The organism is Ectopseudomonas oleovorans (genome assembly GCF_029845265.1).
GTDB lineage: Bacteria > Pseudomonadota > Gammaproteobacteria > Pseudomonadales > Pseudomonadaceae > Aquipseudomonas > Aquipseudomonas oleovorans.
Genome location: NZ_JAOCLK010000006.1, coordinates 109,930 through 133,785 on the forward strand (window position 1 = coordinate 109,930; position 23,856 = coordinate 133,785).

Sequence of the window (23,856 nt, forward strand, 5' to 3'; positions counted from 1 at the left end):
ATGTCTGAGTCCCTGTCCTTGAGCGGCGGCGTATCGCGCCCGCGCGCCCTGGCGCGCCTGCTGGGTTACAGCCTGATCGGCCTGCTGCTGTTCTTCGTGCCGTTCGAGATCGCCGGGCGCTCGACCATCCTCCTCGACCACGCTGCCAGCGCCCTGCAACTGCATGCGCGACCATTGGTGATCGGCGTGGCGCTGCTGTTCATGCTCTACGGCGCGCTGGCGCCCTGGCTCGACGGCAGTTGGCGGCGCAGCCTGACCCACACGGTATTCAGCGTGCTCAAGGTGTTTGGCCTGCTGATCGGCGCCGCTTACCTGCTGCAGCTCGGCCCGCAGGCGCTGTACCAGCCGGACATGCTGCCGTTCCTGTTCGAGAAGCTGGTGCTCAGTCTGGCGCTGATCGTGCCGCTGGGTTCGCTGGCCCTGGTGTTCCTGATCGGCTTCGGCCTGCTGGAGCTGATCGGCGTGCTGATGCAGCCGGTGATGCGGCCGATCTGGCGCACGCCGGGCAAGTCGGCCATCGATGCCGTGGCGTCCTTCGTCGGCAGCTACTCGGTGGGCCTGTTGATCACCGACCGCATGTACCAGCAAGGCCATTACAGCGTGCGTGAAGCGGCGATCATCGCCACCGGGTTCTCCACCGTGTCGGCGCCGTTCATGGTGATCATCGCCAAGACCCTGGGCCTGATGGGCCAGTGGAACCTGTATTTCTGGAGCGCCATGGCGGTGACCTTCGCCGTCACCGCGATCAGCGCGCGCATCTACCCGCTGTCGCGCCTGCCGTCCGAGTCCACGCCCGAGGCGCAGCTGCAACCCGGTGAAAGCCGCCTGGGCAGCGCCTGGCGCGCCGGTATGCAGCAAGCCAGCAACGCGCCGTCGCTGGGCTCGGCGCTGCGCGAAACCTTCGTCGATGGCCTGCGCATGACCGCCGCCATCCTGCCAAGCATTCTCGCCGTCGGCCTGCTTGGCTTGCTCGCTGCCAAGTACACGCCGCTGTTCGACGCCCTTGGCGTGCTGCTCTACCCGCTGACCTGGCTGTTCGGCCTGGAAGAACCCATGCAGGTGGCGCGCGCCATGTCCGCCGGCCTGGCAGAGATGTTCCTTCCGGCGATGCTGCTCAAGGACGCCGACGTGCTGGTGAAGTTCGTCACCGCCATCGTCTCGGTCAGCAGCGTGCTGTTTCTCTCCGCCTCGATTCCCTGCGTGCTGGCCACGCGAATTCCGCTGAGCCTGGGCCACCTGCTGCTGATCTGGCTGCAGCGCACCCTGCTCAGCCTGCTGTTGGCCATCCCCTTGGCCTACCTCGCCCAATTTCTGGGTTGGCTCTGACCACCCACCACTGACCCGTTCCCACAGGAGCCCGCAACATGACCAAGTTCCGCGACACCGAAATCCGCGCCCCGCGCGGCACCACGCTCACCGCCAAGAGCTGGCTGACCGAAGCGCCGCTGCGCATGCTGATGAACAACCTCGACCCGGACGTGGCCGAGAACCCCAAGGAGCTGGTGGTGTACGGCGGCATCGGCCGTGCCGCGCGCAACTGGGAGTGCTATGACAAGATCGTCGAGAGCCTGACCAACCTGAATGATGACGAGACCCTGCTGGTGCAATCCGGCAAGCCGGTCGGCGTGTTCAAGACCCACGCCAATGCCCCGCGCGTGCTGATCGCCAACTCCAACCTGGTGCCGCATTGGGCGAGCTGGGAGCACTTCAACGAGCTGGACGCCAAGGGCTTGGCCATGTACGGCCAGATGACCGCCGGCAGCTGGATCTACATCGGCAGCCAGGGCATCGTTCAGGGAACCTATGAAACCTTCGTTGAAGCCGGTCGCCAGCACTACGCCGGCAACCTCAAGGGCCGCTGGGTGCTGACCGCCGGCCTGGGTGGCATGGGCGGTGCCCAGCCGCTGGCCGCCACCCTGGCTGGCGCCTGCTCGCTGAACATCGAATGCCAGCAGACCAGCATCGATTTCCGCCTGCGCAGCCGTTACGTCGACGAGCAGGCCACTGATCTGGACGACGCCCTGGCGCGCATCGCCAAGTACACCGCCGAAGGCAAGGCTATCTCCGTCGCCCTGCTGGGCAACGCTGCCGAGATCCTGCCGGAGTTGGTGCGCCGTGGCGTGCGCCCGGACATGGTCACCGACCAGACCAGCGCCCACGACCCGCTCAATGGCTACCTGCCGATCGGCTGGAGCTGGGCCGAGTACAAGGATCGTGCAGCCACCGACCCGGCTGGCGTGGTCAAGGCTGCCAAGCAGTCCATGGCCTTGCATGTGCAGGCCATGCTCGACTTCCAGAAGATGGGCGTGCCGACCTTCGACTACGGCAACAACATCCGCCAGATGGCCTTTGATGAGGGCGTGAGCAATGCCTTCGACTTCCCCGGTTTCGTCCCGGCCTACATCCGCCCATTGTTCTGCCGCGGCATCGGCCCGTTCCGCTGGGCGGCGCTGTCCGGCAACCCCGAGGACATCTACAAGACCGACGCCAAGGTCAAGGAACTGATCCCGGACGACGCCCACCTGCACCGCTGGCTGGACATGGCCCGCGAGCGCATCGCCTTCCAGGGTCTGCCGGCGCGTATCTGCTGGGTCGGCCTGGGCCAGCGCGCCAAGCTCGGCCTGGCGTTCAACGAGATGGTGCGTTCGGGTGAGCTGAGCGCGCCCATCGTCATCGGCCGCGACCACCTGGACAGCGGCTCGGTGTCCAGCCCCAACCGCGAGACCGAGGCGATGCAGGACGGCTCCGACGCCGTGTCCGACTGGCCGCTGCTCAATGCTCTGCTCAACACCGCCAGCGGCGCCACCTGGGTGTCGCTGCACCACGGCGGTGGCGTGGGCATGGGGTTCTCCCAGCATTCGGGTATGGTCATCGTCTGCGATGGCACCGACGAAGCCGCCGCGCGTATCGCCCGCGTGCTGACCAACGACCCGGGCACCGGGGTGATGCGTCACGCCGATGCCGGTTACCAGATCGCCATCGATTGCGCCAAGGAGCAAGGTCTGAATTTGCCGATGATCGGCTGAGAGCATATCCAAAGTCTGCTGCGCGTCGGCCAAACGGCGTTGCAAACGACTTCGGACTGCTCATTTACAGCTCGTAAACTCCGCGTCCTCAGCCATTTGCGCCACCGTTTGGCTCTAGCTCGCGAGACTTTGAACACGCTCTTTGGAAGAACACCTCATGACCACCCTGAACCTGAAACCCGGCCAACTGACCCTGGCCGACCTGCGCGCTGCCTACCAGGCGCCTGTGCAACTGACTCTGGACGCCAGCGCCCATAAGGCCATCGACGCCAGCGTCGCCTGCGTCAACCAGATCATCGCCGAGGGCCGCACCGCCTACGGCATCAACACCGGTTTCGGCCTGCTGGCCTCGACCCGCATCGCCAACGACGACCTGGAAAAGCTGCAGCGTTCGCTGGTGCTGTCCCACGCCGCCGGCATCGGTCAGCCGCTGGATGACGCCATGGTGCGCCTGATCATGCTGCTGAAGATCAACAGCCTGGCGCGCGGCTTCTCCGGCATTCGCCGCCAGGTGATCGACGCGCTGATCGCCCTGGTCAACGCCGAGGTCTACCCGCACATTCCGCTGAAAGGCTCGGTCGGCGCTTCCGGTGACCTGGCGCCGCTGGCGCATATGTCGCTGGTGCTGCTCGGCGAAAGTCAGGCGCGCCACAAGGACCAATGGCTGCCGGCCACCGAGGCGCTGGCCATCGCCGGCCTGGAGCCGATGACCCTGGCCGCCAAGGAGGGCCTGGCCCTGCTCAACGGCACCCAGGTGTCCACCGCCTACGCCCTGCGCGGGCTGTTCGAGGGCGAGGACCTGTACGCTGCCGCCAGCGTTTGCGGCGCGCTCAGCGTCGAGGCGCTGCTGGGTTCGCGCTCGCCCTTCGATGCGCGCATCCATGCCGCCCGTGGCCAGCGCGGGCAGATCGACGCAGCAGCGGCGTTCCGCCACCTGCTCGGCGACAGCAGCGAGATCGGCCGCTCCCACGCCGCCTGCGACAAGGTGCAGGACCCGTACTCGCTGCGCTGCCAGCCGCAGGTCATGGGCGCCTGCCTGACCCAGCTGCGCCAGGCCGCCGAGGTGCTCGGTGTCGAGGCCAACGCGGTATCCGACAACCCGCTGGTGTTCGCCGCCGAAGGCGAGGTGATTTCCGGCGGCAACTTCCACGCCGAGCCGGTGGCCATGGCCGCCGACAACATCGCCCTGGCCATCGCCGAGATTGGCTCGCTGTCCGAACGGCGCATCTCGCTGATGATGGACAAGCACATGTCGCAGCTGCCGCCGTTCCTGGTGGCCAATGGCGGGGTCAACTCCGGCTTCATGATCGCCCAGGTCACTGCCGCGGCCCTGGCCAGCGAGAACAAGGCACTGTCTCACCCGCACAGCGTCGACAGTCTGCCGACGTCGGCCAACCAGGAAGACCACGTTTCCATGGCCCCGGCTGCCGGCAAGCGCCTGTGGGACATGGCTGCCAACACCCGTGGCGTGCTGGCCGTGGAGTGGCTGGGTGCCTGCCAGGGCCTGGACTTCCGCGAAGGACTGAACAGCACCCCGGCGTTGGAGCAGGCGCGTCAGGCGCTGCGCGCCAAGGTGCCGTATTACGTCGAGGACCGCTTCTTCGCCCCGGACATCGCCGCTGCCGATGCTCTGCTCGCCGAGCGCGTGCTAACGCCGCTGCTGCCGGCCGGGATGCTGCCTTCGGTGAGGTGATCGCGTTGCGCGCATGCGATCCGAGGCCTTGATATCAGGCCCCGGATCATTGGGCTACGGTCTTTGTGTAGGAGCCGCGCCCCGCGGCGAATGCTGGTTACGCCGCAGGTCTTGCGCAGTGGCCGCGACCGCTTTCGCCCCGAGGCGGGGCTCCTACGAGATCACTCGTATGGCTGATGTATTATCCGCGCACCGGGCATTTCCAAGGAGCAGCCGTGACCAGTCCCACCCCGCGCTACAAGGCCATCGAGGATTTTCTCCTCGAGCGCATTCACGGCGGCGCCTACCCGGTCAACCACCAGATCCCGCCCGAGGAACAGCTGGCGCGCGACTTCGGCGTCAGCCGCATGACCGCCAACAAGGCTATCCAGAATCTGGTGCAGAAGGGTTATCTGGTGCGTCAGGCCGGGCTCGGCACCTTCGTCACTGACCGCAAGGCCGAGTCGCCGCTGCACGAGGTGATGAACATCGCCAGCGAAGTGCGCGGCCGCGGCCATGCCTACAGCAACGCAGTGGTGCGCTGCGAGGCCATCGCCGCCGATGACGAAGTGGCCCTGCGTCTGGGGCTGCGCCTGGGCGCCGAGGTGTTTCACAGCATCCTCGTGCACCTGCAGGACGGTCTGCCGATCCAGCTCGAGGATCGCTTCGTCAACCCGCGCTGGGTGCCGCATTACCTGCAGAGCGACTTCACCCAGGTCACCCCCAACGAGGTGCTGGTCGCCAGTTGCCCGATCTCGGATGTCGAGCATGTGGTTGAAGCGATGCTGGTGGATGCGCGCACGGCCGAGCTGCTGCAGATCGACCCGGCCATGCCCTGCCTGAGCGTGATCCGTCGCACCTGGTCGGACGATCACCTGATCAGCTATGCCCGGCTGATCCATCCCGGTGACCGCTACAAACTGCGCTCGCTGCACAAACGCAGAGGCTAGGCTTTCCGCACATCCGTAGGAGCCGGCTTGCCGGCGATCCAGGGCCGTCTCCCGTCGCGGCTAAAGCCCCTGCCACTGCGTTCGGGGTCAGTCGCTGATCAGCTGATCCACTAGCGCAGGATCGTCGATAAAGCGATTGCGCGTGCCCTGCAGTACCTCGATCTTGTCGTTGCGTGCCTTTTCTTCGGCATCCGGCGGGTCCATGCGGTGCCAGGCCTTGTACATTGGCACCAGGCCGACGATGGGCAAACCGTATTCGATGTGCATGTAGAAGATTGCCCGGGCGATATTGCCCTTGGCTTCGCCACGCGGCTCTACCAGCTGGAAGCTGGTTTTCAGGTCGCAGCCGATATCGGCGAACTTGCTCGGTACATCATCGGCCAGTTCGGCGAACTGGGCATTGCGTCGCGCTAGCTCCACGCGGGTCAGCGCCGGGTAGTAGTTGTGCAGGTCGGCGACGATGTACGGATAGCGCGGGTTCATGATGGTGCATTGGCGGTCGGTGACGCAGCGCATCGCGCTCTTGAGCTGCTTGCTGCTGTAGATCGGGCTGGCAGTGAGGGTGCCGCTTTCACGGGCGAAGGTCTGGCCGCAATAGAGAGTCGTGCCGCCATTACCGTAAAGAGCCTGCCAGAACGCCTGATCGATGGCCTGTTTGACGTCGCCCAGTTGGGTCTGGCCATTGGCCAGGGAGAAGCTGCTGATGCAGGTTGCCAGGCAACCAAGAAGCAAGGTGACTGCGCGCATACTCTAGCCCCAGTGACTGCCGTTGTCGGAGTCTGTTGTTTTTGTAGGACAAGATGCAGTCTAGCAAGACGTACGTCACAAAAAACATGGCCAAATGCTTTCTCCCAACCTGGAGTGGCCCGGGCAAAGTCAGACGGCTGACAGAGGGAGAACTCGTGTAAGCCATGGCTTACACGATGTCACGATTTTCGCCACTGTCGGTCGATCAGGTACGGGCGTACTCTGCTGCACATGGATTCAGCGCAGGAAGCGCCTAGACGAACAGGGACACGCTGGACAGCCGCCAGGATGGTGAGCAGATCAAGGATGTCAGGACAACAGTCTGCAAGGCCCCGCAATCGCGGGGTTTTCTTTTTTCTGGTCTAGAGATTTCAGCGGCCTGCTCAAGCTGCTCGTTGTTCGACGCGCAATTGCTCGAACCAATCCAGCGTCTCGTCCCACAGACGCTGCGCCGCAGGGCGGAAATACCCCATATGACCGATAGCGCCCAGGCCCTCTGCCTGCGAGTCGAGCGTGCGCGCCTGATAGGGCGCATTCACATAGGCGGCCATGAAGGCATCGCGCGAGGCCGGCGGTGCCCAAAGATCGTCCAGACTGTTGAGCGCCACCATCGGTGTCTTCACCTGGGCGAAGCGCTCGGCCAGCCCCGGCATCTGCGGATCGTCGAAGAAGTAACGCGGGAAGCGGCACCAGCGTTTCCACTGACGGTACACACCCAGCGGCAGATCCTCGCCCATGCCCAGTTTGCTCCAGGCCAGGTAGCCCTTGTAGCGCGTCATCAGCGGGCCGATCAGGCGCCACATGGCTAGTACGCGCACCTGCTCGGCCCTGGGCATCCAGCCGTGCCAACCGGCACCGGTACCGAAGGTGTAGAAGCCGGCGACCTGATCATGGTTGGGCAGCAGGCCAAAGGCGTGACCGCCGAACGAATGGCCGATCATGAACAGTGGGCGCTCGGCGTGCCGGTGTTGATCCACCGCGGCGGCCAGGTCGAGATGGGCCCAGTCCAGATACTCCATCTCGAATCCACGCAGGCTGTCTGGCTTGGATTGTCCGATGCCGCGGTAGTCCAGGGTCATGGTGTTGAAACCACGGCTGGCGGCGTGTTCGGCAAAACGGCGATAGAAACCTTGCGGCACCCCGGTGGCGCCGGCGATCAGCAACTGCGCCTGCGGTTGCTCGGCGTGATAGTGCGTGGCGGTCAGTTGATAATCGTCGAGGGCGAGCAGGGGCAGGGTTTCGCGGCGGATGGCTGTGTTCATGCTGGCGGGGACTCCATGCGGTGCTGGCGGGTCAGGTGGAGCAGGGTGGCGACGGCCTGTTTCAGCGGCTCGCTGCTGCCGGCGACACGCGCTTGCAGCAGACCGCCTTCGTAGAGCGCGACGAACAGGGCAGCGAGCCCTTCTGGCTGTGCGTAACCGTGACGTTGCAACTGCTGCTGCAGTGCCTGGCGAATGGCGGCGAAGGCATTGGCCAGGGCTGCACGAATTTCATGATCTTGCGGAGCGCTTTCCAGGGCCACGGTGGCCAGCGGGCAGCCACGCTCGAAGGCGCTTTCCTGCAACTGGCCAAGCGCGCCCTGTAGCCAGATAGTCAGCGCATCGAGTGGATCGGACTGACGCTGGAAGAGCGCAGCGAACGCCTGCTCGGCGCGCTGGCCGACACGCTCGATGGCGGCCACGGCCAGTTCGGTCTTGCCGTTCGGGAAGTGGTGATAAAGGCTGCCCTTGGGCGCATCGGCGGCAGCCAGCAGTTCGTTCAAACCAACGCCATGCAGACCCTTGCGTTGCAGGGCATCGATCATGGTGTCGATCAGTTTGTCGCGAGTGGTCTTGGTCATGACGTGGATTATGTAGACCGGTCGGTCTAGCCGCCAGTGTCATTCAGGCCGCAGATGAGGGCATATCGGCATAGTGGAGCGCCGCCCAGCGGGCGGCGTGAGGTATCAGGCCTGCTTGGCTACCCAGGCGGCATAGGCGTCGATGAACTTCTGCAGGAACGGCTTGATGCCGTCGCTGAGTACGCCGTTCTCGTCGAAGAAGTTGCCGGCGCCACCGAGATAAGCCTCCGGCTGCTGCAGCACATGCACGTCGAGGAACACCAGGCACTGGCGCAGGTGATGGTTGGCACCAAAGCCACCAACGGCACCCGGCGAGGCGCTGAGCACGGCGCCTGGTTTACCGCTGAAGCCGCTCTGGCCATACGGACGCGAGCCGACATCGATGGCGTTCTTCATCGGCGCCGGGATCGAGCGGTTGTATTCGGGGGTAATGAACAGCACCGCATCGGCCGCCTTGAGCTTGCTGCGAAACGGCGCGTAGGAGGCCGGAGCGGTATCACCGTCGGCGTCTTCGTTGTACAGCGGCAGGTCGCCGATCTCGAGGATTTCCAGATTCAGCGAGGCTGGTGCCAGGTCGGCCAGCGCCAGGGCCAGTTTGCGGTTGATGGAGGCTTTACGCAGGCTGCCGACCAGTACGGCGACGTTGTAAGTCTTGCTCATGTGTACTCCAGAGGGTGTGGTGAGGAAGGAACAACCACTATAGACCCCGGATGTTTCAGCAGGTGCAGGGCACGCGCCTCATCACTCGCCGAACGCGTCCAGCAGATCGTCGGCGAAGGCATTCTGCGCCTCGCTGGCGGGATGGCCACGATGGCTGGCCAGACGAAATTGCACGGTGAAATCCCACTTGCCGGGCAGCGCGCGCAAGCCGCCACGCTCTACCCAGGGCTGGGCGATGTGCTCGGGCAGATAGCCCAGGTGAGCACCGGAGAGGATGAACGCCAGGCTACCTTCGACCTGTTCGCAGCGCGCGCTGCTGCTGCCGCCTTGCCAGGGTTCGTCGGCTGCGATGAAGCGATAGGGATGCACCACGCGGTCGCAGGCCTGCAGGTCAGCGGCGCTCGGCGTCTCCCGGTCGAACAGCGGATGCTGGCGGCCGCAGTACAGGCGCTGGCGCTCGTCGAACAGCGGCTGGTAGTCCAGCGCCGTCTGGCTGCCGGAAAAATAGCCGATGGCCAGTTGTAGCTGGTCCTGCAGCAGGCGCCGTTCCAGCTCGGCGGGCATGGCGCTGACCAGCTCGATCTGTACCGCCTGGTTGCGCTGGCGAAAACGCCCGATGGCCTCGCCGATGCGCTGCAGCACCTCGTCCGACAATGCTTCGGACAGGCCGATGCGCAGTTCGCCGAGTAGCTTGTCGGCCATGCCCTGGGCCTCGCCCTTGAAGGTCTCGATGGCGGCAAACAGCTTGCGCGTGGCGGCCAGCACCTGCTCGCGGTGCTGCAACCGAACCTGCGCTACATCGGCAATGCCCGGCAGATCGACGACCTGGCCAAGGGCGAGACCTGCCTGGCGCTGACCTACACCGGTGACGCCGGCATGGCCGCTGCGCGCGCTGCCGAGGCCGAGCAGCCGTTCGAGGTGCTCTACCGCATTCCGCGCGAAGGCACGCTGATCTGGTTCGACATCATGGCCATTCCCGCCGACGCGCCGCATCCGGGCAACGCCCGTGCGTTCATCGACTTCATGCTGCAGCCCGAGGCCATCGCCGAGCTGACCAACGAGCTGTTCTTCGCCAACGCCAACCGCGCCGCCACGCCCCTGCTGGACGAGGCGGTGAGCGGTGACCCGGATATCTACCCGCCCGAAGCCGTGCGTGCGCGCCTGTTCGCCGAAGAAGTGCTGAGCCTGCGCGAGCAGCGTCAGCGCACGCGTCTGTGGACAGCCTTCCGCAGCCAGTACTGAGTCTGTAGGAGCGAGCTCTGCTCGCGAACATCACCGAAATGAGTATTCGACCATGGACCAAGCCTTCGACAACGACCAGGCCATCACCCGCGCCAGCCTCTACGGCACCGCCGCCGAGCCCACCTACGCCGGCATCACCAGCTTCATGCGCCGGCGCTACAGTCGTGACCTGACCGGCGTGGACCTGGCCATCAGCGGCGTGCCCTTCGACACCGCCACCAGCAACCGGCCCGGCAGCCGCTTCGGTCCACGGGCGATCCGCGCCGCGTCGACCCAGTCGGCCTGGGCGCGGCATTTTCCCTGGGAGTTCGATCCCTTCGACCTGCTCGCCTGCGTCGACTACGGCGACTGCCATTTCGACCACGGCACGCCGCAGGACACCCCGGCGCTGATCGAGGCGCACGCCACGCGCATTCTCGAAGCCGGCAGCGCGCTGCTGACCCTGGGCGGCGACCACTTCATCAGCTATCCGCTGCTCAAGGCGCATGCGAAAAGCACGGCACGCTGGCGCTGATCCACTTTGACGCGCACAGCGACACCTGGCCGGACGAGGAGGGCAAACGCATCGATCACGGCACCATGTTCTACCACGCCGCGCGTGGAGGCCTGGTTGACCCGGCGCGCTCGGTGCAGGTCGGCTTGCGCACCACCAACGACAACGTAATGGGCTTTCAGGTGCTCGATGCCCGCGAGGTGCACCGCAGCATCCCGGAGCAGATCGCCGAGCGCATCCGCGCGCGGGTGGGCGAGCATCCGGTGTACCTGACCTTCGACATCGACTGCCTCGACCCGGCCTTCGCCCCCGGCACCGGCACACCGGTGTGCGGCGGCCTTTGCAGCCATCAGGCGCTGGAGATACTGCGCGGTTTGCGCGGGATCAACCTGGTCGGCATGGACGTGGTCGAAGTAGCGCCGCCCTACGACAACGCCGAGGTCACCGCCCTAGCCGGCGCCACCCTGGCGATGGAGATGATCTGCCTGTATGCCGCGCGGCATAAGCTGGGTGAACGGACCTAGGGTGGAAATCGCTGTTTATTTCCACCTGGGGTATTCGCGCCAGCTACCCATGGTGGACCGGTGAGGCGTGGTCCACCCTACGCTCTAACCGGCGTAGCCCAATGTAATCCGGGGCGCGCCTATGCGAACTTCCCGGATTTCATTGGGCTACGTAATTGCGGCTTGCCACGCTTTTTGTGGGAGGGGCTTTAGCCGCGACTGTTGTGGGGAAGTGTTGCGGGTGGCGCATCGCCGGCAAGCCGGCTCCTACAGGGGGAGGCGTTCAGTCCCGCCGCCCCAGCCCATGCTGCGCCAGCTTGGCGTAGAACCCGGCGCGGGAAATGCCCAGGCGCTCGGCGGCCAATTGGCGATTGCGATCGGTTGCCGCCAGTGCCGCCTGCAACGCCAGGCGCTCGGCCTGCGCCAACTGTTCGGCCAGGGTCTGCGTCGAGCTCATCATCACTGGCGCGGCGGGTATCGGCGCACTCGGAGCAACCGGATCGACCAGCAAACCACGTAAAACTTCGCCATCCAGTCGCCCATCGGCCGCCAACTGCGCCCGCTCCAGCAGGTTACGCAGCTCACGCACGTTGCCCTTCCACGGCTGCGCGCAGAGCAGGGCGAGGGCATCGTCCGTCAGCTCCATGGGCGCCAGGCCAGAGCGGTTGGCCAGGTCATCGAGCAGGTGTTCGATCAGCGCGGGAATGTCGCTGGCACGTTCGCGCAGCGGCGGCACGCGCAGGGCCAGCACGTTGAGACGGTAGTAGAGATCATCGCGAAACTGCCCGGCGGCCACCTTGGCTTCCAGGTCGATATGGGTCGCGGCGATCACCCGCACGTTGAGCGGCTTGACCTGATTGGAGCCGAGCGGCTCCACCTCCTGCTCCTGCAAAACACGCAGCAGCTTGGCCTGCAACGGCAGCGGCAGATCGCCGATCTCGTCGAGAAACAGGGTGCCGCCGTTGGCCACTTCGAACTTGCCGATGCGCGCCTTGCGGTCGGCGCCGGTAAAGGCGCCGGGTGCCGTGCCGAACAGCTCGGCCTCCACCAGGGTTTCCGGAATCGCCGCGACGTTGACCGCGACGAATGGCCCGTTGGCGCGCGGCGACAGGTTGTGGATGCCCTGCGCCAGCAGCTCCTTGCCGGTGCCGGTCTCGCCGCGAATCAGCACGGTGGAGTCGAGCTGCGCGGCGCGACGGGCCTGGCGCTTGACCTCACTGGCCGCCGCGCTGGCACCGATGAACCCGGCGATGGTGTAGCGTGCCCGCCGTGCCTTGGCCAGCTCGTGCTGGGTGGCAAGCAACTGGCTCTGTAGATTGTTGTACTTGGCCATCAACGGCTTGAGATGGCGGGCGCGGTCGAACAGCACGAAGCCCAGGGCGCCGACCAGGGTGCCGTCCTCGTCGCGCAGCGGTATGCGGGTGACCACGAAGTGCTCGCTGCCGAAGGCCATCAGATCGAGCATGCTCGGCTGGCCGCTTTCCACCACTTCGCGCAGGCGGCTGGCCGGCAGCACTTCCTCGATCTCCTTGCCCAGCGCCGTGCGCGCATCGGCGATGCCGACCTTCTGCGCGTACTTGTCGTTGATCCAGACGATGCGCGCCTGGCGGTTGACCGCGATGGTGCCCTCGCACTGGGCATCGAGGTGATCGAACAACAGCGGCATGGCCACCGCGCGAAAACGCTCGGGCGACACGCCGATGATCAGGCCGTGCTGGTCGAGGTCGTCGCGGGAAATGGCCATGGGGAGTGTCCGAAAATGAGATGCCGGTGATTATGGGCAGCGCCGATCAGGCCGGGCAACGTCAACAGTCATCGGACAATGGCATTCGCCGCGCGCTTCTGGAATAGTTGGGCGGCCGTGCGTAACCCGCCGGCACCTGCCGATCGCCCACAAGGCCTGCCCGGCAGCCGTGACACCTGCCGTGTCCCTTTCGCGTGCCGACCAGGCGCGCCAGGCGAGCCATCCGCTCGCCGCTGGATCCGCACCGCTTTGCCGGTGCCACAACGACAATGACCAAGATCCATACAAGGACGCCCCGATGAAACTCAAGCGACTCTTCTCCGCGCTCGCCGCTGGCGCCGCGCTGACCGCCCTGTGCGCCACCGCGCAGGCGCGTGAATACTCCGTTTCCACCGTGCTGTCGGACGCCTTCCCCTGGGGCCAGGCCGCGCAGAAGTGGGCCGACCTGGTCAACGAGCGCTCCGAGGGGCGCATCACCCTGCGCGTCTACCCCAACGCGCAACTGGTCGCCGGCGACCAGACCAAGGAATTCTCCGCCATGCGCTCGGGCCTGATCGACATGGCCGTGGGTTCGACCATCAACTGGTCGCCGCAGGTGCCGGAACTCAACCTGTTCTCCCTGCCGTTTTTGATGAAGAACGACGCCGACCTCGACGCCATCACCCAGGGCGAAGCCGGCAAGCTGGCCTTCGCCGCCATCGAACAGCGCGGCATCGTGCCGCTGGCCTGGGGTGAGAACGGTTTTCGCCAGCTGTCCAACTCGGCCAAGCCGGTGCGCAGCCCGGCCGATATGACCGGTCTGAAGATTCGCGTGGTCGGCTCGCCGCTGTTCCAGGACACCTTCAACGCCCTTGGCGCCAACCCCACGCAAATGAGCTGGGCCGATGCCAAGCCGGCACTGACCACCGGCGCGGTGGACGGCCAGGAAAACCCGCTGTCGGTCTTCGACGTGGCGCGCGTCGACCAAGTGGGCCAGAAGTACCTGACCCTGTGGGACTACATGGCCGACCCGCTGGTGTTCGCCGTCAACCAACGCGTGTGGAAATCCCTGCCCGAGGAGGATCGCGAGCTGCTCAGCCAGGCCGCCATCGATGCCGGCAAGTGGGAGATCGAGCTGTCGCGCGGCGCTCAGGCGCAGCGCCTGGTCGACGTGCGTGAGCGCGGCGTGGAAGTGATCGAACTGAGCGACGCCGAGCGCGCGGCCTTCGTCGAAGCCACCGCCAGCGTGCATGAGAAATGGGCACCGCGTATCGGCGATGCGCTGATGGACGCCGCGCGCAAGGCCGTGGCCCAGCCCTGATTCGTTTTATCTGACCGGAAGCTCCCTTAGTCTGCTCTGCTCCCCTCTCCCGCTTGCGGGAGAGGGGCCGGGGGAGAGGGCAGGGGGCGCCACTTCACGAGCGCATTGCTCCGGTCATTCGAGGTTCTTATGAGCAAGCCAATCGACGCGCCGCTGGAGCGCGTGCTCGCCACCCTGGCCCTGGTGATCATCAGCCTGATCAGCCTGGCCAACGTCGTGGTGCGTTATTTCACCGATGCATCCTTTGCCTTCACCGAGGAAATCTCGGTGTTCCTGCTGGTCATCCTCACCTTCGCCGGTGCTTCGGTGGCCATGCGCAGTAACCGACACATTCGTATCGGCCTGCTCGAGCGCCTGTTCCCGCGCCTGCGCACGCCGCTGATCCTGTTGCAGTGGCTGGCCAGCGTGCTGGTGCTGGGGCTGGTGTGCTGGTTCGGTGGTCAGTTCGCCTGGGAGGAATTCCAGTGGGATTCCGAGTCGCCCGGCCTCGGGCTGCCCAACTGGTGGTACGTGATCTGGCTGCCGATCCTGGCGCTGCTGCTGTTCGTGCGCCTGACCCAGATGACCGTCGATCGCCTGCGCGGGAGAATCAGTGATGAGCCCTGATCTCTGGCTGATCCTCAGTTTCGCCGTGCTGCTGGCACTCGGTGTGCCGGTGGCCTTCGCCCTCGGCCTGTCCGGCGCCATCGGTATCATCGCCGGGCTGTCGCCGGACATGCTCGCCACCCTCGGCACCAACACCTACAACGGCGTGGCCAAGTACCCGCTGATCGCCATTCCGCTGTTCATCCTCACCGGCCTGGTGTTCGAGAAAGCCGGTGTGGCGCTGCGGCTGGTGCGCTTCGCCCAGGCGGTGATCGGCCCGCGTCATGGCGGCCTGGCCATGGTCGCGGTGCTGGTGTGCCTGATCATGGGCGGCATGAGTGGCTCTGGCCCGGCCGATGCCGCCGCCGTGGCCATGGTGATGCTGCCGAGCATGACCAAGGCGGGGTATCCCAAACCCTTCTCGGCCACGCTGATCGCCGCGTCGGCCTCGACCGCGATCCTGATTCCGCCGTCGATTGCGCTGATTCTCTACTCCATTGTGGTGCCGGGCGTGGACCTGCGCGCGCTGTTCGCCGCCGGCCTGTTCCCCGGCATTCTGGTCGGCCTGGTGCTGCTGGTGCCGGCCTGGCTGCTGTCGCGTCACTACGGCTGGGAGTCGCCGGAGCAGGGCGAGCGTCCGCCGCTGGGCGAGAGCTTCAAGCAGGCGCTGCCGGCGCTGTTTGCCCCGGTGCTGATTCTCGGCGGCCTGCGCAGCGGCCTGTTCACGCCCACTGAAGCCGCCGTGGTCGGCGTGACCTACGGCGTGCTGATCGGCCTGTTCGTTACCCGCGAGCTGGACTGGCGCAGCCTCTGGCGCCTGTGTGGCGAGGCCGGGGTGATCTCCGGCGTGGTCATGCTGATCATCGCCCTGGCCGGCATCTTCGCCTGGGCCGGCACCATGCTCGGCACCTTCCGCCACCTGGCCGAATGGCTGATCTCGCTGTCGGACAACGGCTGGGTGTTGCTGGCGCTGGTGATGCTCGCGGTGCTGCTGGCTGGTATGTTGCTCGACGCCATCTCGATCTACCTGATCCTGATGCCGATCCTGATTCCGGTGATGCAGCACTTCGGATGGAACCCGGTGTGGTTCGGCATCCTGCTGGCGATGAACATCGCCATCGGCCAGTTCACCCCACCGGTGGCGATCAACCTGATGGTCACGGCCGAGGTCGCCAAGATACGCCTGGAACAAACCGTCGGCTGGGCCGCGTTGTTCGTTGTGGTGATGTCCAGTGCCCTGCTGCTGGTGGCGATCTTCCCGGAAATCGCCCTGTGGCTGCCGCGTGTGCTGGGTTATGCTGTGTAAAACAGGCAAGGCCGTCTATAGTTGCCTGATGGTGCGCGGCGGGGAGCTGCGTACCGCTGAGGGCGGCGGCGCTGGGCAATAAAATGGGCGACGGCAACTATAACGATCACAGGGATGTAGGCGCAGGGCACTGCGAAGGGCTGCGCGAGTCGGGCAAGCGCAAGCTGATGCGCACCATCCTGCTCGCCACCGGCCTTACCCTGGGCGGCTTTGCCGTGCTGCAGGCCCTGGCCGGCAACTACCTCTTCGCCATCCTCGAAGTGCTGTGCACCGCCTTGCTCCTGTTCGGCGCCTGGCGCATCGAACGCGCTCGCCATCTGCACCTGTGGATCTACCTGTACCTGATCCCGACCTTCTGCTTCATCCTCTACATCATCGTCATGCCGGACGCCTCAGCGGCGGCGTTCGTCTGGCTGTACATGATCCCGCTGCTGGCCTACCTGCTGCTGGGCAAGCAGCGCGCCTTCCTGCTCACCGCGCTGTTCATGTGCGCCGGGCTTTTGCTGTACTTCACCGACAATCACCTGACCCTGGACACCCGCGGCCTGATCGACCTGGGCAACGCCGCCCTGTGCGGCGTGCTGATCCTGGTGTTCGTGCATATCTACGATGGCTTGCGCATGCAGGCCTACGAGGAGCTGGAGCGTCTGGCGCAGACCGATTCACTGACCGGCGTGGCCAGCCGTGGCAGCTTCCAGCACGCCCTGCAACGCAGCATCCAGGATGCCGAGCGCAGCAACGGGCATCTGGTACTGGTGCTGCTCGACGTCGATCACTTCAAGCAGGTCAATGATCAGTGGGGGCACGAGGCGGGCGATATGGCGCTGCAGCATATCTGTCAGATCCTCCAGCAGCGCCTGCGCGTGACCGACTTTCTCGGTCGTCTGGGTGGGGAGGAGTTCGGCCTGCTGCTACGTCATATCGACAGCACTGGTGCCGACCCGGTGGTGGACAAACTGCGTAAGCAGATCGCCGAACAGCCGCTTGAGTACGACGGTGAGCAGATCGCGCTGTCCGCCACCTTCGGCCTGGCCACCTGGCCCGTGGACGGCCGCAGCACCGCCGAGCTCTACCGCGCCGCTGACCGTCGCCTGTACAGCGGCAAGCGGCGCGGACGCAACCAACTGGTCAGCGCCGACCTGCCAGCCGAGCTGTTGCTGGATAAGTTCGATGTGCGGCTGTGACTGCGCGCGGTGCTGCGCTGGCTGATATCAATTTCAGATACGAAAAGCCGCGCAGTGCGCGGCTTTGAAGGTGGTGGGCCCACACGGACTCGAACCGTGGACCCAAGGATTATGAGTTGCCTAGAAACGCTGCAAACCCAGTGAAATCGGGCGTAGCTTAGCGCAGGTACAGTTAGCTGAAAGCTTCGCCGTAGAGCGGTTTAAGCGTAATTGGGCGAAATCTGTAAAAGCTGGGCACTGTACCGCCAGTGTACTGATTTCTGTACCGCGAAACGGTCAGGTTTTGCTTTTTAATCGGACGATCACTACGCAGGCTCTCTTGATCGTGTTGCGGATCAGGCGTTGACGGACATCGTTGCTCCAAGTGCTGAGTGATGCTGCTATTGACCTTGCTCGGCGAGCCAGGCGAGGTCATCTGCACGTTTTTGGGTCATATCAAGAAAGCACGAAGCGCTGTTGACGCTGTCGATGGTGCCTCCAGTCAAGCTACCGAGTAGGGCGCAATCGGCATCGCGGAATTTGATCCATAGCCGCTGCGCGTCCCGCAGTAGTGTTTGCTGTGCAGGTGTTAGCGCTTGTATGGCGGCTTTGTAATTTTGGTTGAGGCGGGCGTCTTGCTGTTCTGTCTCACTGCCCATGCAATTGAGCATATTCACCGTCACGCCGCCGGACTCATCCATGCAGGCGGTATAGGTTTCGCTGTAGCCATCGTCTGCTGCGTGTGTTCCAGCGCTGAGCGCGGTGACGGCAATCGCCAGCAGTTGATTGCATGATGTGCATCCAGCGTATCAATTGATGGTTGTTAAAGGCTTTGCATGGTTCGGCACTTGGGGAAAGCCGAGCATCCCCAAAACTGCTGTCCCGCTTTCGGCCCTGACTTCACGGTGCGGATCAGCAGCGCACTCCCACATTTCGGACACTGCCGCTCGGCTGTCGGATCGCTACGGCGTTTGAGGTTTTGTACATGCTCGCGGTGGGTGGCGAGGGTTGGCGCGCGGCGGCCGGTTTGCAGGGCATGCAACATGGCGTCAACTTCAGGCTCGCTGAATAGCGGCTGCTGGAATGACTTGATATAGCGGATAAAGCCGATGCCCTGGGTGACGTTGGCCGGCACTTCGGTTTTGAAGGTGCTGCCGCCGACAAAGGTGATGACCGAGTGCAGGTGCTCGGGGTTTACGCCAAGGATGGCTTCCAGTGCTTTGAGGTGTTTGTAGTTCTGCCGCAGCGGGTTCTGGAATTTGAACGTTCGCTTGTAGAGCTTCTGTGTCCACTGTGGCTGCTTCTCACTGCCGAAGATCCAGCCGCTCATGTTCTTCGTTTCCAGCACGAAGATGCCGTAAGGCGAGAGGAATACGTGGTCGATCTGCGTGGTGCCGTCGGGCGTGTTCAGGGTGACGTTGTGCAGGCGGCGATAGGTCTGCTTATCCAGCTGCCAATGGGCAAACAGCCGCACCAGGAGTTCGCCAATATGGCCCTTGGCCCAAGGCGACTTGAGCAGGCCGATCAGCAGTGCGGCTGGGATAAACCAGGCCAGCATGCCCCAGACCTGAGCGATGATGGGGGTGAAGTCCATTTCCTGTCCTTGGTAATCCTGAGTTAACCGGATAGTACCGAAAGTCAGCGTAAATGGACGAACGTATTCGAAGGCGACAATCGGCTCATTGCGTGAGCCGAATATTCCGGCTATTCGGCTCACTCGGCTCTAAGCACCCGCTCAGGCTTTAGCTTCAGGCGCTGCGTTGATTTTTGCTGAGGTCGGTTCATGGCTGATGAAGGTCTCGCACGTCCTGATGCCACTGAGAAATTGCGCTTCGAGGCCAGTGCGCTGCTGACAGGTTGCGGCACGGCCTCCGAGCAAGACATGGAGCCCAAGGCTTGGGTGCCAGCCATCGCGACCCTGCGCCGAGCTCTGCACCTGGCCCAACCTGGCACCCAGGTGCCTCGCTTACAGCTCGGCTATCAACCGGGTGGAGGTAGAGGCAATGTCAGCCTCTACTGGCTGGAGCTGGCTTCAGAAGATTCGTCAGTAAAAGACTATGAGTCTGAGAGTGAGCCATCGACTACTGTGCTTTATCGACGATCTGGCAATGGGGCCATCCGCCCCTCGCTCGCCGCCCGGCTGTTTCTACGGAACGGAGAGATGCGCAACCTCAGCGTTCGTGGCATCAGCTTTCTGAGCTCGATATTGCTGGGCAGCGCATTATGGCTAGTCCTGCTCAGCATCATGCTGCTCAGCCTAAGCCAACGCGGAGGCCCTCTTACTATGGGCAGCCTGATTACCCTGGCCCTGACAGTGCTGGGCTTTGTGTTTATCTGGCGCGAGGTGTATGCCCCTTGGTTCCGCGTCATTGACGACTGTGTAGTTAAAGCCCCCCACTGGGTTTCTACCGTCAAAGAGGCTAGCTGCGAGTTGGAGATGTTTCGGCATGAAAGTTATCGCTGGACGCGCTTGGTTCGATTTTCGGCAGACTGCCCATTTGTGGCAGCAACATCGAGCTCAAGCCCGGAGAACCAGATCAAAAGCTCCCTCTGGTGGGTCGCTGCGTCGAAAGCCCGCACGCCCATGTCTATAGCTTTGACCGCATGACGCTGCGCGGTGCCTACCTAGGCCCACCGATGCCAACATCCAAGGCGCCGTGAGAGATGGCTGTCTTCTGAGGCTGTTATGCCCAGATGGGCAACTAGGCAACACAGGCCGATACAACGAGAACTACCAAACTAGCCGGCAGCACAGACAGATAACCGCGAGTGTCGCTCAAACTGACCAAAACAGTGCGAGCGGCACGGCCACCAGTTGTTCATCGAAAGGCACGACCTGATCGCCCGAGTAGAACACCACGCCACGCTTGAACTGCTGCGGCGTAATCTCGCGTAGATGACGAAGCCCGTTGAAGTCCTTGCCGCTGATAGTGGCCGCTGCCTTGACCTCGATGCCAACCAGATCGCCACGACGGTTCTCCAGCACGAAGTCCACCTCTACTCCGGTGGAGGTACGGTAATGCATCAGCCGCGTGCGCAAATCTGACCAGCTCTGATGCTTGACCAGCTCGGCATGCACGAAGTCCTCCACCAAGTCCCCCGGTAACCCCAGTCCAGCCGCCATGCCGGCTTCGCTCAAGCCCTGCAAGTGGGCCATCAAGCCGTAGTCGGTCACGAACAGCTTGGGCGATTTCTGTAGTCGTTTGCCGAGATTGGACGACCAGGCTGGAACCTGACGCACGAGAAAAAGGGTCTCCAGCAGAGTCAGATAGCGCTTGAGCGTGGTCTGCGGAATGCCCGTCGAACGCGACAGCTCGGCGGCATTGAGCAGTCCGCCACTGCGGGCGCCCAGCAGCTGCATCAGCCGCGGCATCTCCGTCAGCCCTTCGATCTGGGCCAGGTCGCGAACGTCACGCTGCAAGATCGTATGGAGATAACTCTCGAACCAGGCTTCCCGCCGCCGCTCGCCGGAACGACTCAGCGCCTCCGGATAGCCTCCACGACTCAGCCTCGCGATGAAGTCCTGCCGCTCGAAATGGCACTTATCCGGCATCTGGCCGCTGAACAGTCGATCAATCATGCTAAGGGGCTGACGCTCGATTTCGCTTTGCGCCAGAGGCCACAGGTTCAGCACCTCCATACGTCCAGCTAGAGAGTCGGCAATCTGCGGCAGCAACAGCACATTGGCCGAGCCGGTCAGCAGGAAACGCCCAGGGGTACGGTCGCGATCCACCGCCGCCTTGATCGCTAGGAACACCCCAGGAGCACGCTGCACCTCATCGAGACAGACCGCCCCCTTGAGTGCGTTGATGAAACCGAAGGGATCAACCTGCGCGGCTGCCAGCACAGCCGGGTCGTCGAAGGTGTAGTAAGTCGCCTCGCGGCCGAGGTTTTGGATCAGCGTACTCTTGCCGGTCTGGCGGGCGCCGTTGACCAGCACGACCGGCGAATCATCCAGGGCTGCGAGTAGGTTTTGACGGATTATGCGCGCGTACATGGTGTAAATTCATCCATTAAGTGGTGGAAATTACACCACAAACATATAGCGCATCATAGCGCTCAGCCGCCCTTTGAGCCTCAGGTTAGTCATGAGTACCGGAATCTGTAGTCGTGAATACCGGAATCTGTAGTCGTCACCCCTCTGGAGGCCACGTGGCACTAGGCGTCCAGCCAGCTAAAAACAAGATAACAACAAGAAAAAAACAAGGGAAAAGCTTTTAAAAAGCGATCAGAGTGATGGCTGCGGTCGGCGCAGGTGAGGGTGGCGGCGCCACCACGCCTCTGCCACATCGGCCGGCACCGTAGCGTGGTGGCCCAGGTCTTCAACGGTGAGAGCGCGCCGGAATCTCTTATCCTGCCAAGACTGGCTGGGGACATTGCGGGGAGAGCCGGCAGGAAGGAGCCAATTAAGCGCTTGCTGCGCGTTTTGGAAGATTCTTGAGCCGGTATACCCCAGAGGGAGCGAAATCGTCACAGAGGCGATTCTGAGCCGTTCCCGGGGCTGAAGGGACTGCAACAGAGTGATAAGAGGGCTGGAAGGGGGATTAACGACCGGCAGCACATCAAGCGGACTGCAATTCTTGCGACTTCCCGTCTCCCGCCGCTGATTACCAGCAGCCCGATCTATCTCTGGATCAGCTCGCCGGCATCACGCCTACATCCTCTGTTTTCCTATTCCGCACCTCTGGCAACTCTATGACAGGAGCCGGCATCTTCGACGGCTATATCCTGGTGGTGGACAAGGCAAAGCGCCCCCAGCCAGGGGATGTGGTGCTGGCGATTGTCGGTGCTGAGTTCCTGGTCAAGCGGTTGCAGTTCGACTGCGAGGGGCGGGCGATGTTGATGGCGAGGAGCTGGAGGTGTGGGGTGTGTGCGTGTGGGTACTGCAAGCGCTGTAGGTTGGCCTGAGAATCGGGGGATTATGCGCAATTATGCGAAATAAAATAATTATTCGCCGGTTAGCCCCTTGGGACAGGGCAATCGCATGAACGCCTGCCGATTTGAATGAGTCCTTTCCCTGCGGGCATCCTGAGCGCCTCTCTACTCAGGATGCCCTGCAATGTCGCATCACATACCAATCTCCGATGTTCTGGTCGCCATCAATGATCCCCGTCAGCAGGGCAAGATTCGTCACGACCTGGTCGAAACACTGGTCGTGGCTATCTGCGGCGTGCTTGCCGGCGCTGACACCTTCATCGAAATCGAACTCTGGGCTGAGCAGCGGCTGGACTGGTTCCGCCGTATTCTGAAACTACCCCACGGCATTCCCTCACACGACACCTTTGGACGGCTATTCAGCCTGATCGATCCAGAGGAGTTCGAGCAGGCCTTCCGCTGTTGGGTTGCGGCGATCCTACCGGCCCTTTCTCCGCAAGTGGTTGCCCTAGACGGCAAGACCAGTCGCCGCTCCGGCAAGAAAAACACGGCCCCGTTGCACCTGGTCAGCGCTTTTGCGGCTGATTCAGGACTGATTCTCGGGCAGAGGGCGACCTCCCAGAAGTCCAACGAGAAGACCGCCATTCCTGAGCTGCTGGCCACACTGGCGCTTGAGGGCTGCACCGTGACGATCGATGCCATGGGTACCCAGCCGGACATTGCACAGGCCATTCTCGATCGCGGGGCGCACTATCTGCTGGCCATCAAGGGAAACCAGCCGAAGCTGGCCGAAGCGATCGATGACTTCGCTGACACCTTTTTGGACGGCGATCCTGCCCGGGTACCCCATGCGCACTTCGAGCATGTCGAGAAGGACCATGGCCGGCTGGAGGTTCGTCGCTGCCATGTTTTCGACCAACTCCAGTGCCTGCCACAGCCAGAACGCTGGCCAGGACTGCGCACTTTCGTGATGCTGGAGTCCGAGCGGACTGTGGGCAACCAGACCAGCCTGGAGCGCCGTTACTACATCAGCAGTCTTGCTCCGGATGCAGAGCGCATCGCACATGCCATCAGGGTGTTGGCGCTCGTCGCGTTCCGTAGCAGCAAAAATGAAGCGGTACGCAAAACGGTACGCAAATTTTTTTATCGAGCCCATAAACGACAAAAGGCCAGCACGATGGCTGACCTAAGTCGTTGTTTCATATGGTGGGCCCACACGGACTCGAACCGTGGACCAAAGGATTATGAGTCCTCTGCTCTAACCAACTGAGCTATAGGCCCCCAGAAGGCCGGCAGATTATACCGGCGCGTTCTCGCCAGCGCCAACCGCTTGACCTGGTGGGAGAAATTTCCGGGTGAAGGCCTCGGCGGAAAGCGGGCAACTGACCACGTAGCCCTGGATCTGCAGGCAGCCTTCGGCGGCCAGGCAGAGTTCCTGCCACGCCTTCGGTGATCACCGTCAGTTGCATGCTGTTGCCCAGGGCGATGATGGCACGGGTGATCGCCAGGTCGTGCGGGTCGTCCGGCAGGCTACGGACGAAGGACTGGTCGATCTTCAGCACGTCCAGCGGCAGACATTTGAGGTAGCTGAGCGAGGAGTAGCCGGTGCCGAAGTCGTCGATGGCCAGTTGTACGCCGAGCTGTTTGAGGCGGTGGAGGATGTCCAGCGCTTCGCCGGCCTGGTTCATGATGAAGTTCTCGGTGATCTCCAGTTGCAGCAGCTCCGGCGCCAGGTTGTAGCGCTGCAACA

Annotated in this window: 20 protein-coding genes, 1 tRNA gene and 3 pseudogenes; 13 read left to right on the forward strand and 11 right to left on the reverse strand. The window is 63.6% G+C overall.

Annotation, left to right across the window (positions count from 1 at the left end):
• The 4 genes from N5J71_RS05015 to hutC all read left to right on the forward strand — a co-directional run bounded on the left by N5J71_RS05015 (position 1) and on the right by hutC (position 5,648).
• Positions 1–1,326, forward strand: a complete 1,326-nt coding sequence (locus N5J71_RS05015) for a YjiH family protein (protein WP_125834843.1) — start codon at positions 1–3, stop codon at positions 1,324–1,326.
• A 38-nt stretch (positions 1,327–1,364) separates the two neighbouring features.
• On the forward strand, positions 1,365–3,026 hold the full coding sequence (gene hutU / locus N5J71_RS05020; RefSeq protein WP_279916440.1) for a urocanate hydratase: 1,662 nt from the start codon (positions 1,365–1,367) through the stop codon (positions 3,024–3,026).
• A 157-nt stretch (positions 3,027–3,183) separates the two neighbouring features.
• Positions 3,184–4,719 (forward strand): histidine ammonia-lyase, encoded by a 1,536-nt coding sequence (gene hutH, locus N5J71_RS05025; RefSeq protein ID WP_279916441.1) that lies wholly within the window; start codon positions 3,184–3,186, stop codon positions 4,717–4,719.
• Positions 4,720–4,934: 215 nt separating this feature from the next.
• Complete coding sequence (gene hutC, locus N5J71_RS05030; RefSeq protein WP_083393716.1) at positions 4,935–5,648, forward strand: histidine utilization transcriptional repressor HutC; 714 nt, start codon at positions 4,935–4,937, stop codon at positions 5,646–5,648.
• 87 nt (positions 5,649–5,735) lie between these two features.
• On the opposite strand, the gene N5J71_RS05035 is transcribed toward hutC, so the two are convergent.
• From N5J71_RS05035 to N5J71_RS05055, 5 genes are all read right to left on the reverse strand, one after another.
• The gene (locus N5J71_RS05035; RefSeq protein WP_003463790.1) at positions 5,736–6,395 is read right to left on the reverse strand and encodes an endonuclease; all 660 of its coding nucleotides are present in this window, start codon (positions 6,393–6,395) and stop codon (positions 5,736–5,738) included.
• Between the two features lie 383 nt (positions 6,396–6,778).
• Positions 6,779–7,657 carry an alpha/beta hydrolase family protein gene (locus tag N5J71_RS05040; RefSeq protein WP_075750181.1) on the reverse strand — a complete coding sequence of 293 codons (879 nt, stop codon included), beginning with the start codon at positions 7,655–7,657 and terminating at the stop codon, positions 6,779–6,781.
• Complete coding sequence (locus N5J71_RS05045) at positions 7,654–8,235, reverse strand: TetR/AcrR family transcriptional regulator (protein ID WP_257598575.1); 582 nt, start codon at positions 8,233–8,235, stop codon at positions 7,654–7,656. The genes N5J71_RS05040 and N5J71_RS05045 overlap by 4 nt, the downstream gene beginning before the upstream one ends.
• A 105-nt stretch (positions 8,236–8,340) precedes the next feature.
• Positions 8,341–8,895, reverse strand: coding sequence for an NADPH-dependent FMN reductase (locus N5J71_RS05050; RefSeq protein WP_017675752.1), 555 nt, complete (start codon positions 8,893–8,895; stop codon positions 8,341–8,343).
• An 81-nt stretch (positions 8,896–8,976) separates the two neighbouring features.
• Positions 8,977–9,678, reverse strand: coding sequence for a substrate-binding domain-containing protein (locus tag N5J71_RS05055; protein ID WP_279916442.1), 702 nt, complete (start codon positions 9,676–9,678; stop codon positions 8,977–8,979).
• Here N5J71_RS05055 and N5J71_RS05060 point away from each other — a divergent pair.
• Both N5J71_RS05060 and speB read left to right on the forward strand, forming a co-directional pair.
• A pseudogene (locus N5J71_RS05060) lies at positions 9,655–10,137 on the forward strand (extracellular solute-binding protein); the annotation flags it as partial. The gene N5J71_RS05055 and the pseudogene N5J71_RS05060 overlap by 24 nt on opposite strands.
• 145 nt (positions 10,138–10,282) lie before the next feature.
• Positions 10,283–11,154: pseudogene (gene speB / locus N5J71_RS05065) on the forward strand (agmatinase).
• 262 nt (positions 11,155–11,416) lie between these two features.
• On the opposite strand, the gene N5J71_RS05070 reads toward speB, so the two are convergent.
• Complete coding sequence (locus N5J71_RS05070) at positions 11,417–12,877, reverse strand: sigma-54 interaction domain-containing protein (RefSeq protein WP_003463762.1); 1,461 nt, start codon at positions 12,875–12,877, stop codon at positions 11,417–11,419.
• 298 nt (positions 12,878–13,175) lie between these two features.
• Between N5J71_RS05070 and N5J71_RS05075 the strand changes: the two genes are divergently transcribed.
• From N5J71_RS05075 to N5J71_RS05090, 4 genes are all read left to right on the forward strand, one after another.
• Positions 13,176–14,177, forward strand: a complete 1,002-nt coding sequence (locus N5J71_RS05075) for a DctP family TRAP transporter solute-binding subunit (RefSeq protein WP_075750167.1) — start codon at positions 13,176–13,178, stop codon at positions 14,175–14,177.
• 129 nt (positions 14,178–14,306) lie between these two features.
• Complete coding sequence (locus N5J71_RS05080) at positions 14,307–14,783, forward strand: TRAP transporter small permease (RefSeq protein ID WP_074856507.1); 477 nt, start codon at positions 14,307–14,309, stop codon at positions 14,781–14,783.
• Positions 14,773–16,068 carry a TRAP transporter large permease gene (locus tag N5J71_RS05085; RefSeq protein ID WP_003463753.1) on the forward strand — a complete coding sequence of 432 codons (1,296 nt, stop codon included), beginning with the start codon at positions 14,773–14,775 and terminating at the stop codon, positions 16,066–16,068. Before N5J71_RS05080 ends, N5J71_RS05085 begins: the two co-directional genes overlap by 11 nt.
• 83 nt (positions 16,069–16,151) lie before the next feature.
• The gene (locus tag N5J71_RS05090) at positions 16,152–17,252 is read left to right on the forward strand and encodes a GGDEF domain-containing protein (protein WP_279916444.1); all 1,101 of its coding nucleotides are present in this window, start codon (positions 16,152–16,154) and stop codon (positions 17,250–17,252) included.
• 380 nt (positions 17,253–17,632) lie between these two features.
• Here the strand turns inward: N5J71_RS05090 and N5J71_RS05095 are convergent, their stop codons facing one another.
• Both N5J71_RS05095 and N5J71_RS05100 read right to left on the reverse strand, forming a co-directional pair.
• On the reverse strand, positions 17,633–17,932 hold the full coding sequence (locus N5J71_RS05095; RefSeq protein WP_003463747.1) for a lysozyme inhibitor LprI family protein: 300 nt from the start codon (positions 17,930–17,932) through the stop codon (positions 17,633–17,635).
• A 122-nt stretch (positions 17,933–18,054) separates the two neighbouring features.
• Complete coding sequence (locus N5J71_RS05100) at positions 18,055–18,825, reverse strand: nuclease-related domain-containing protein (RefSeq protein WP_279916449.1); 771 nt, start codon at positions 18,823–18,825, stop codon at positions 18,055–18,057.
• A gap of 189 nt (positions 18,826–19,014) precedes the next feature.
• Here N5J71_RS05100 and N5J71_RS05105 point away from each other — a divergent pair, with 189 nt between their 5' ends.
• Complete coding sequence (locus N5J71_RS05105) at positions 19,015–19,839, forward strand: hypothetical protein (protein ID WP_039965259.1); 825 nt, start codon at positions 19,015–19,017, stop codon at positions 19,837–19,839.
• 168 nt (positions 19,840–20,007) lie between these two features.
• Here the strand turns inward: N5J71_RS05105 and N5J71_RS05110 are convergent, their stop codons facing one another.
• On the reverse strand, positions 20,008–21,228 hold the full coding sequence (locus tag N5J71_RS05110; RefSeq protein WP_003463741.1) for an ATP-binding protein: 1,221 nt from the start codon (positions 21,226–21,228) through the stop codon (positions 20,008–20,010).
• A gap of 632 nt (positions 21,229–21,860) precedes the next feature.
• Between N5J71_RS05110 and N5J71_RS22470 the strand changes: the two genes are divergently transcribed.
• Both N5J71_RS22470 and N5J71_RS22475 read left to right on the forward strand, forming a co-directional pair.
• Complete coding sequence (locus N5J71_RS22470; protein WP_221740023.1) at positions 21,861–22,139, forward strand: LexA family protein; 279 nt, start codon at positions 21,861–21,863, stop codon at positions 22,137–22,139.
• A 151-nt stretch (positions 22,140–22,290) separates the two neighbouring features.
• Positions 22,291–23,121: pseudogene (locus tag N5J71_RS22475) on the forward strand (ISAs1-like element ISPa60 family transposase); the annotation flags it as partial.
• Between the two features lie 189 nt (positions 23,122–23,310).
• Here the strand turns inward: N5J71_RS22475 and N5J71_RS05120 are convergent.
• Positions 23,311–23,387: transfer RNA gene (locus N5J71_RS05120), tRNA-Ile, on the reverse strand.
• Positions 23,378–23,854: an EAL domain-containing protein gene (locus N5J71_RS22615; protein ID WP_241197895.1), complete on the reverse strand. Its 477-nt coding sequence runs from the start codon at positions 23,852–23,854 to the stop codon at positions 23,378–23,380. Before N5J71_RS22615 ends, N5J71_RS05120 begins: the two co-directional genes overlap by 10 nt.
• Positions 23,855–23,856 lie beyond the last annotated feature (2 nt).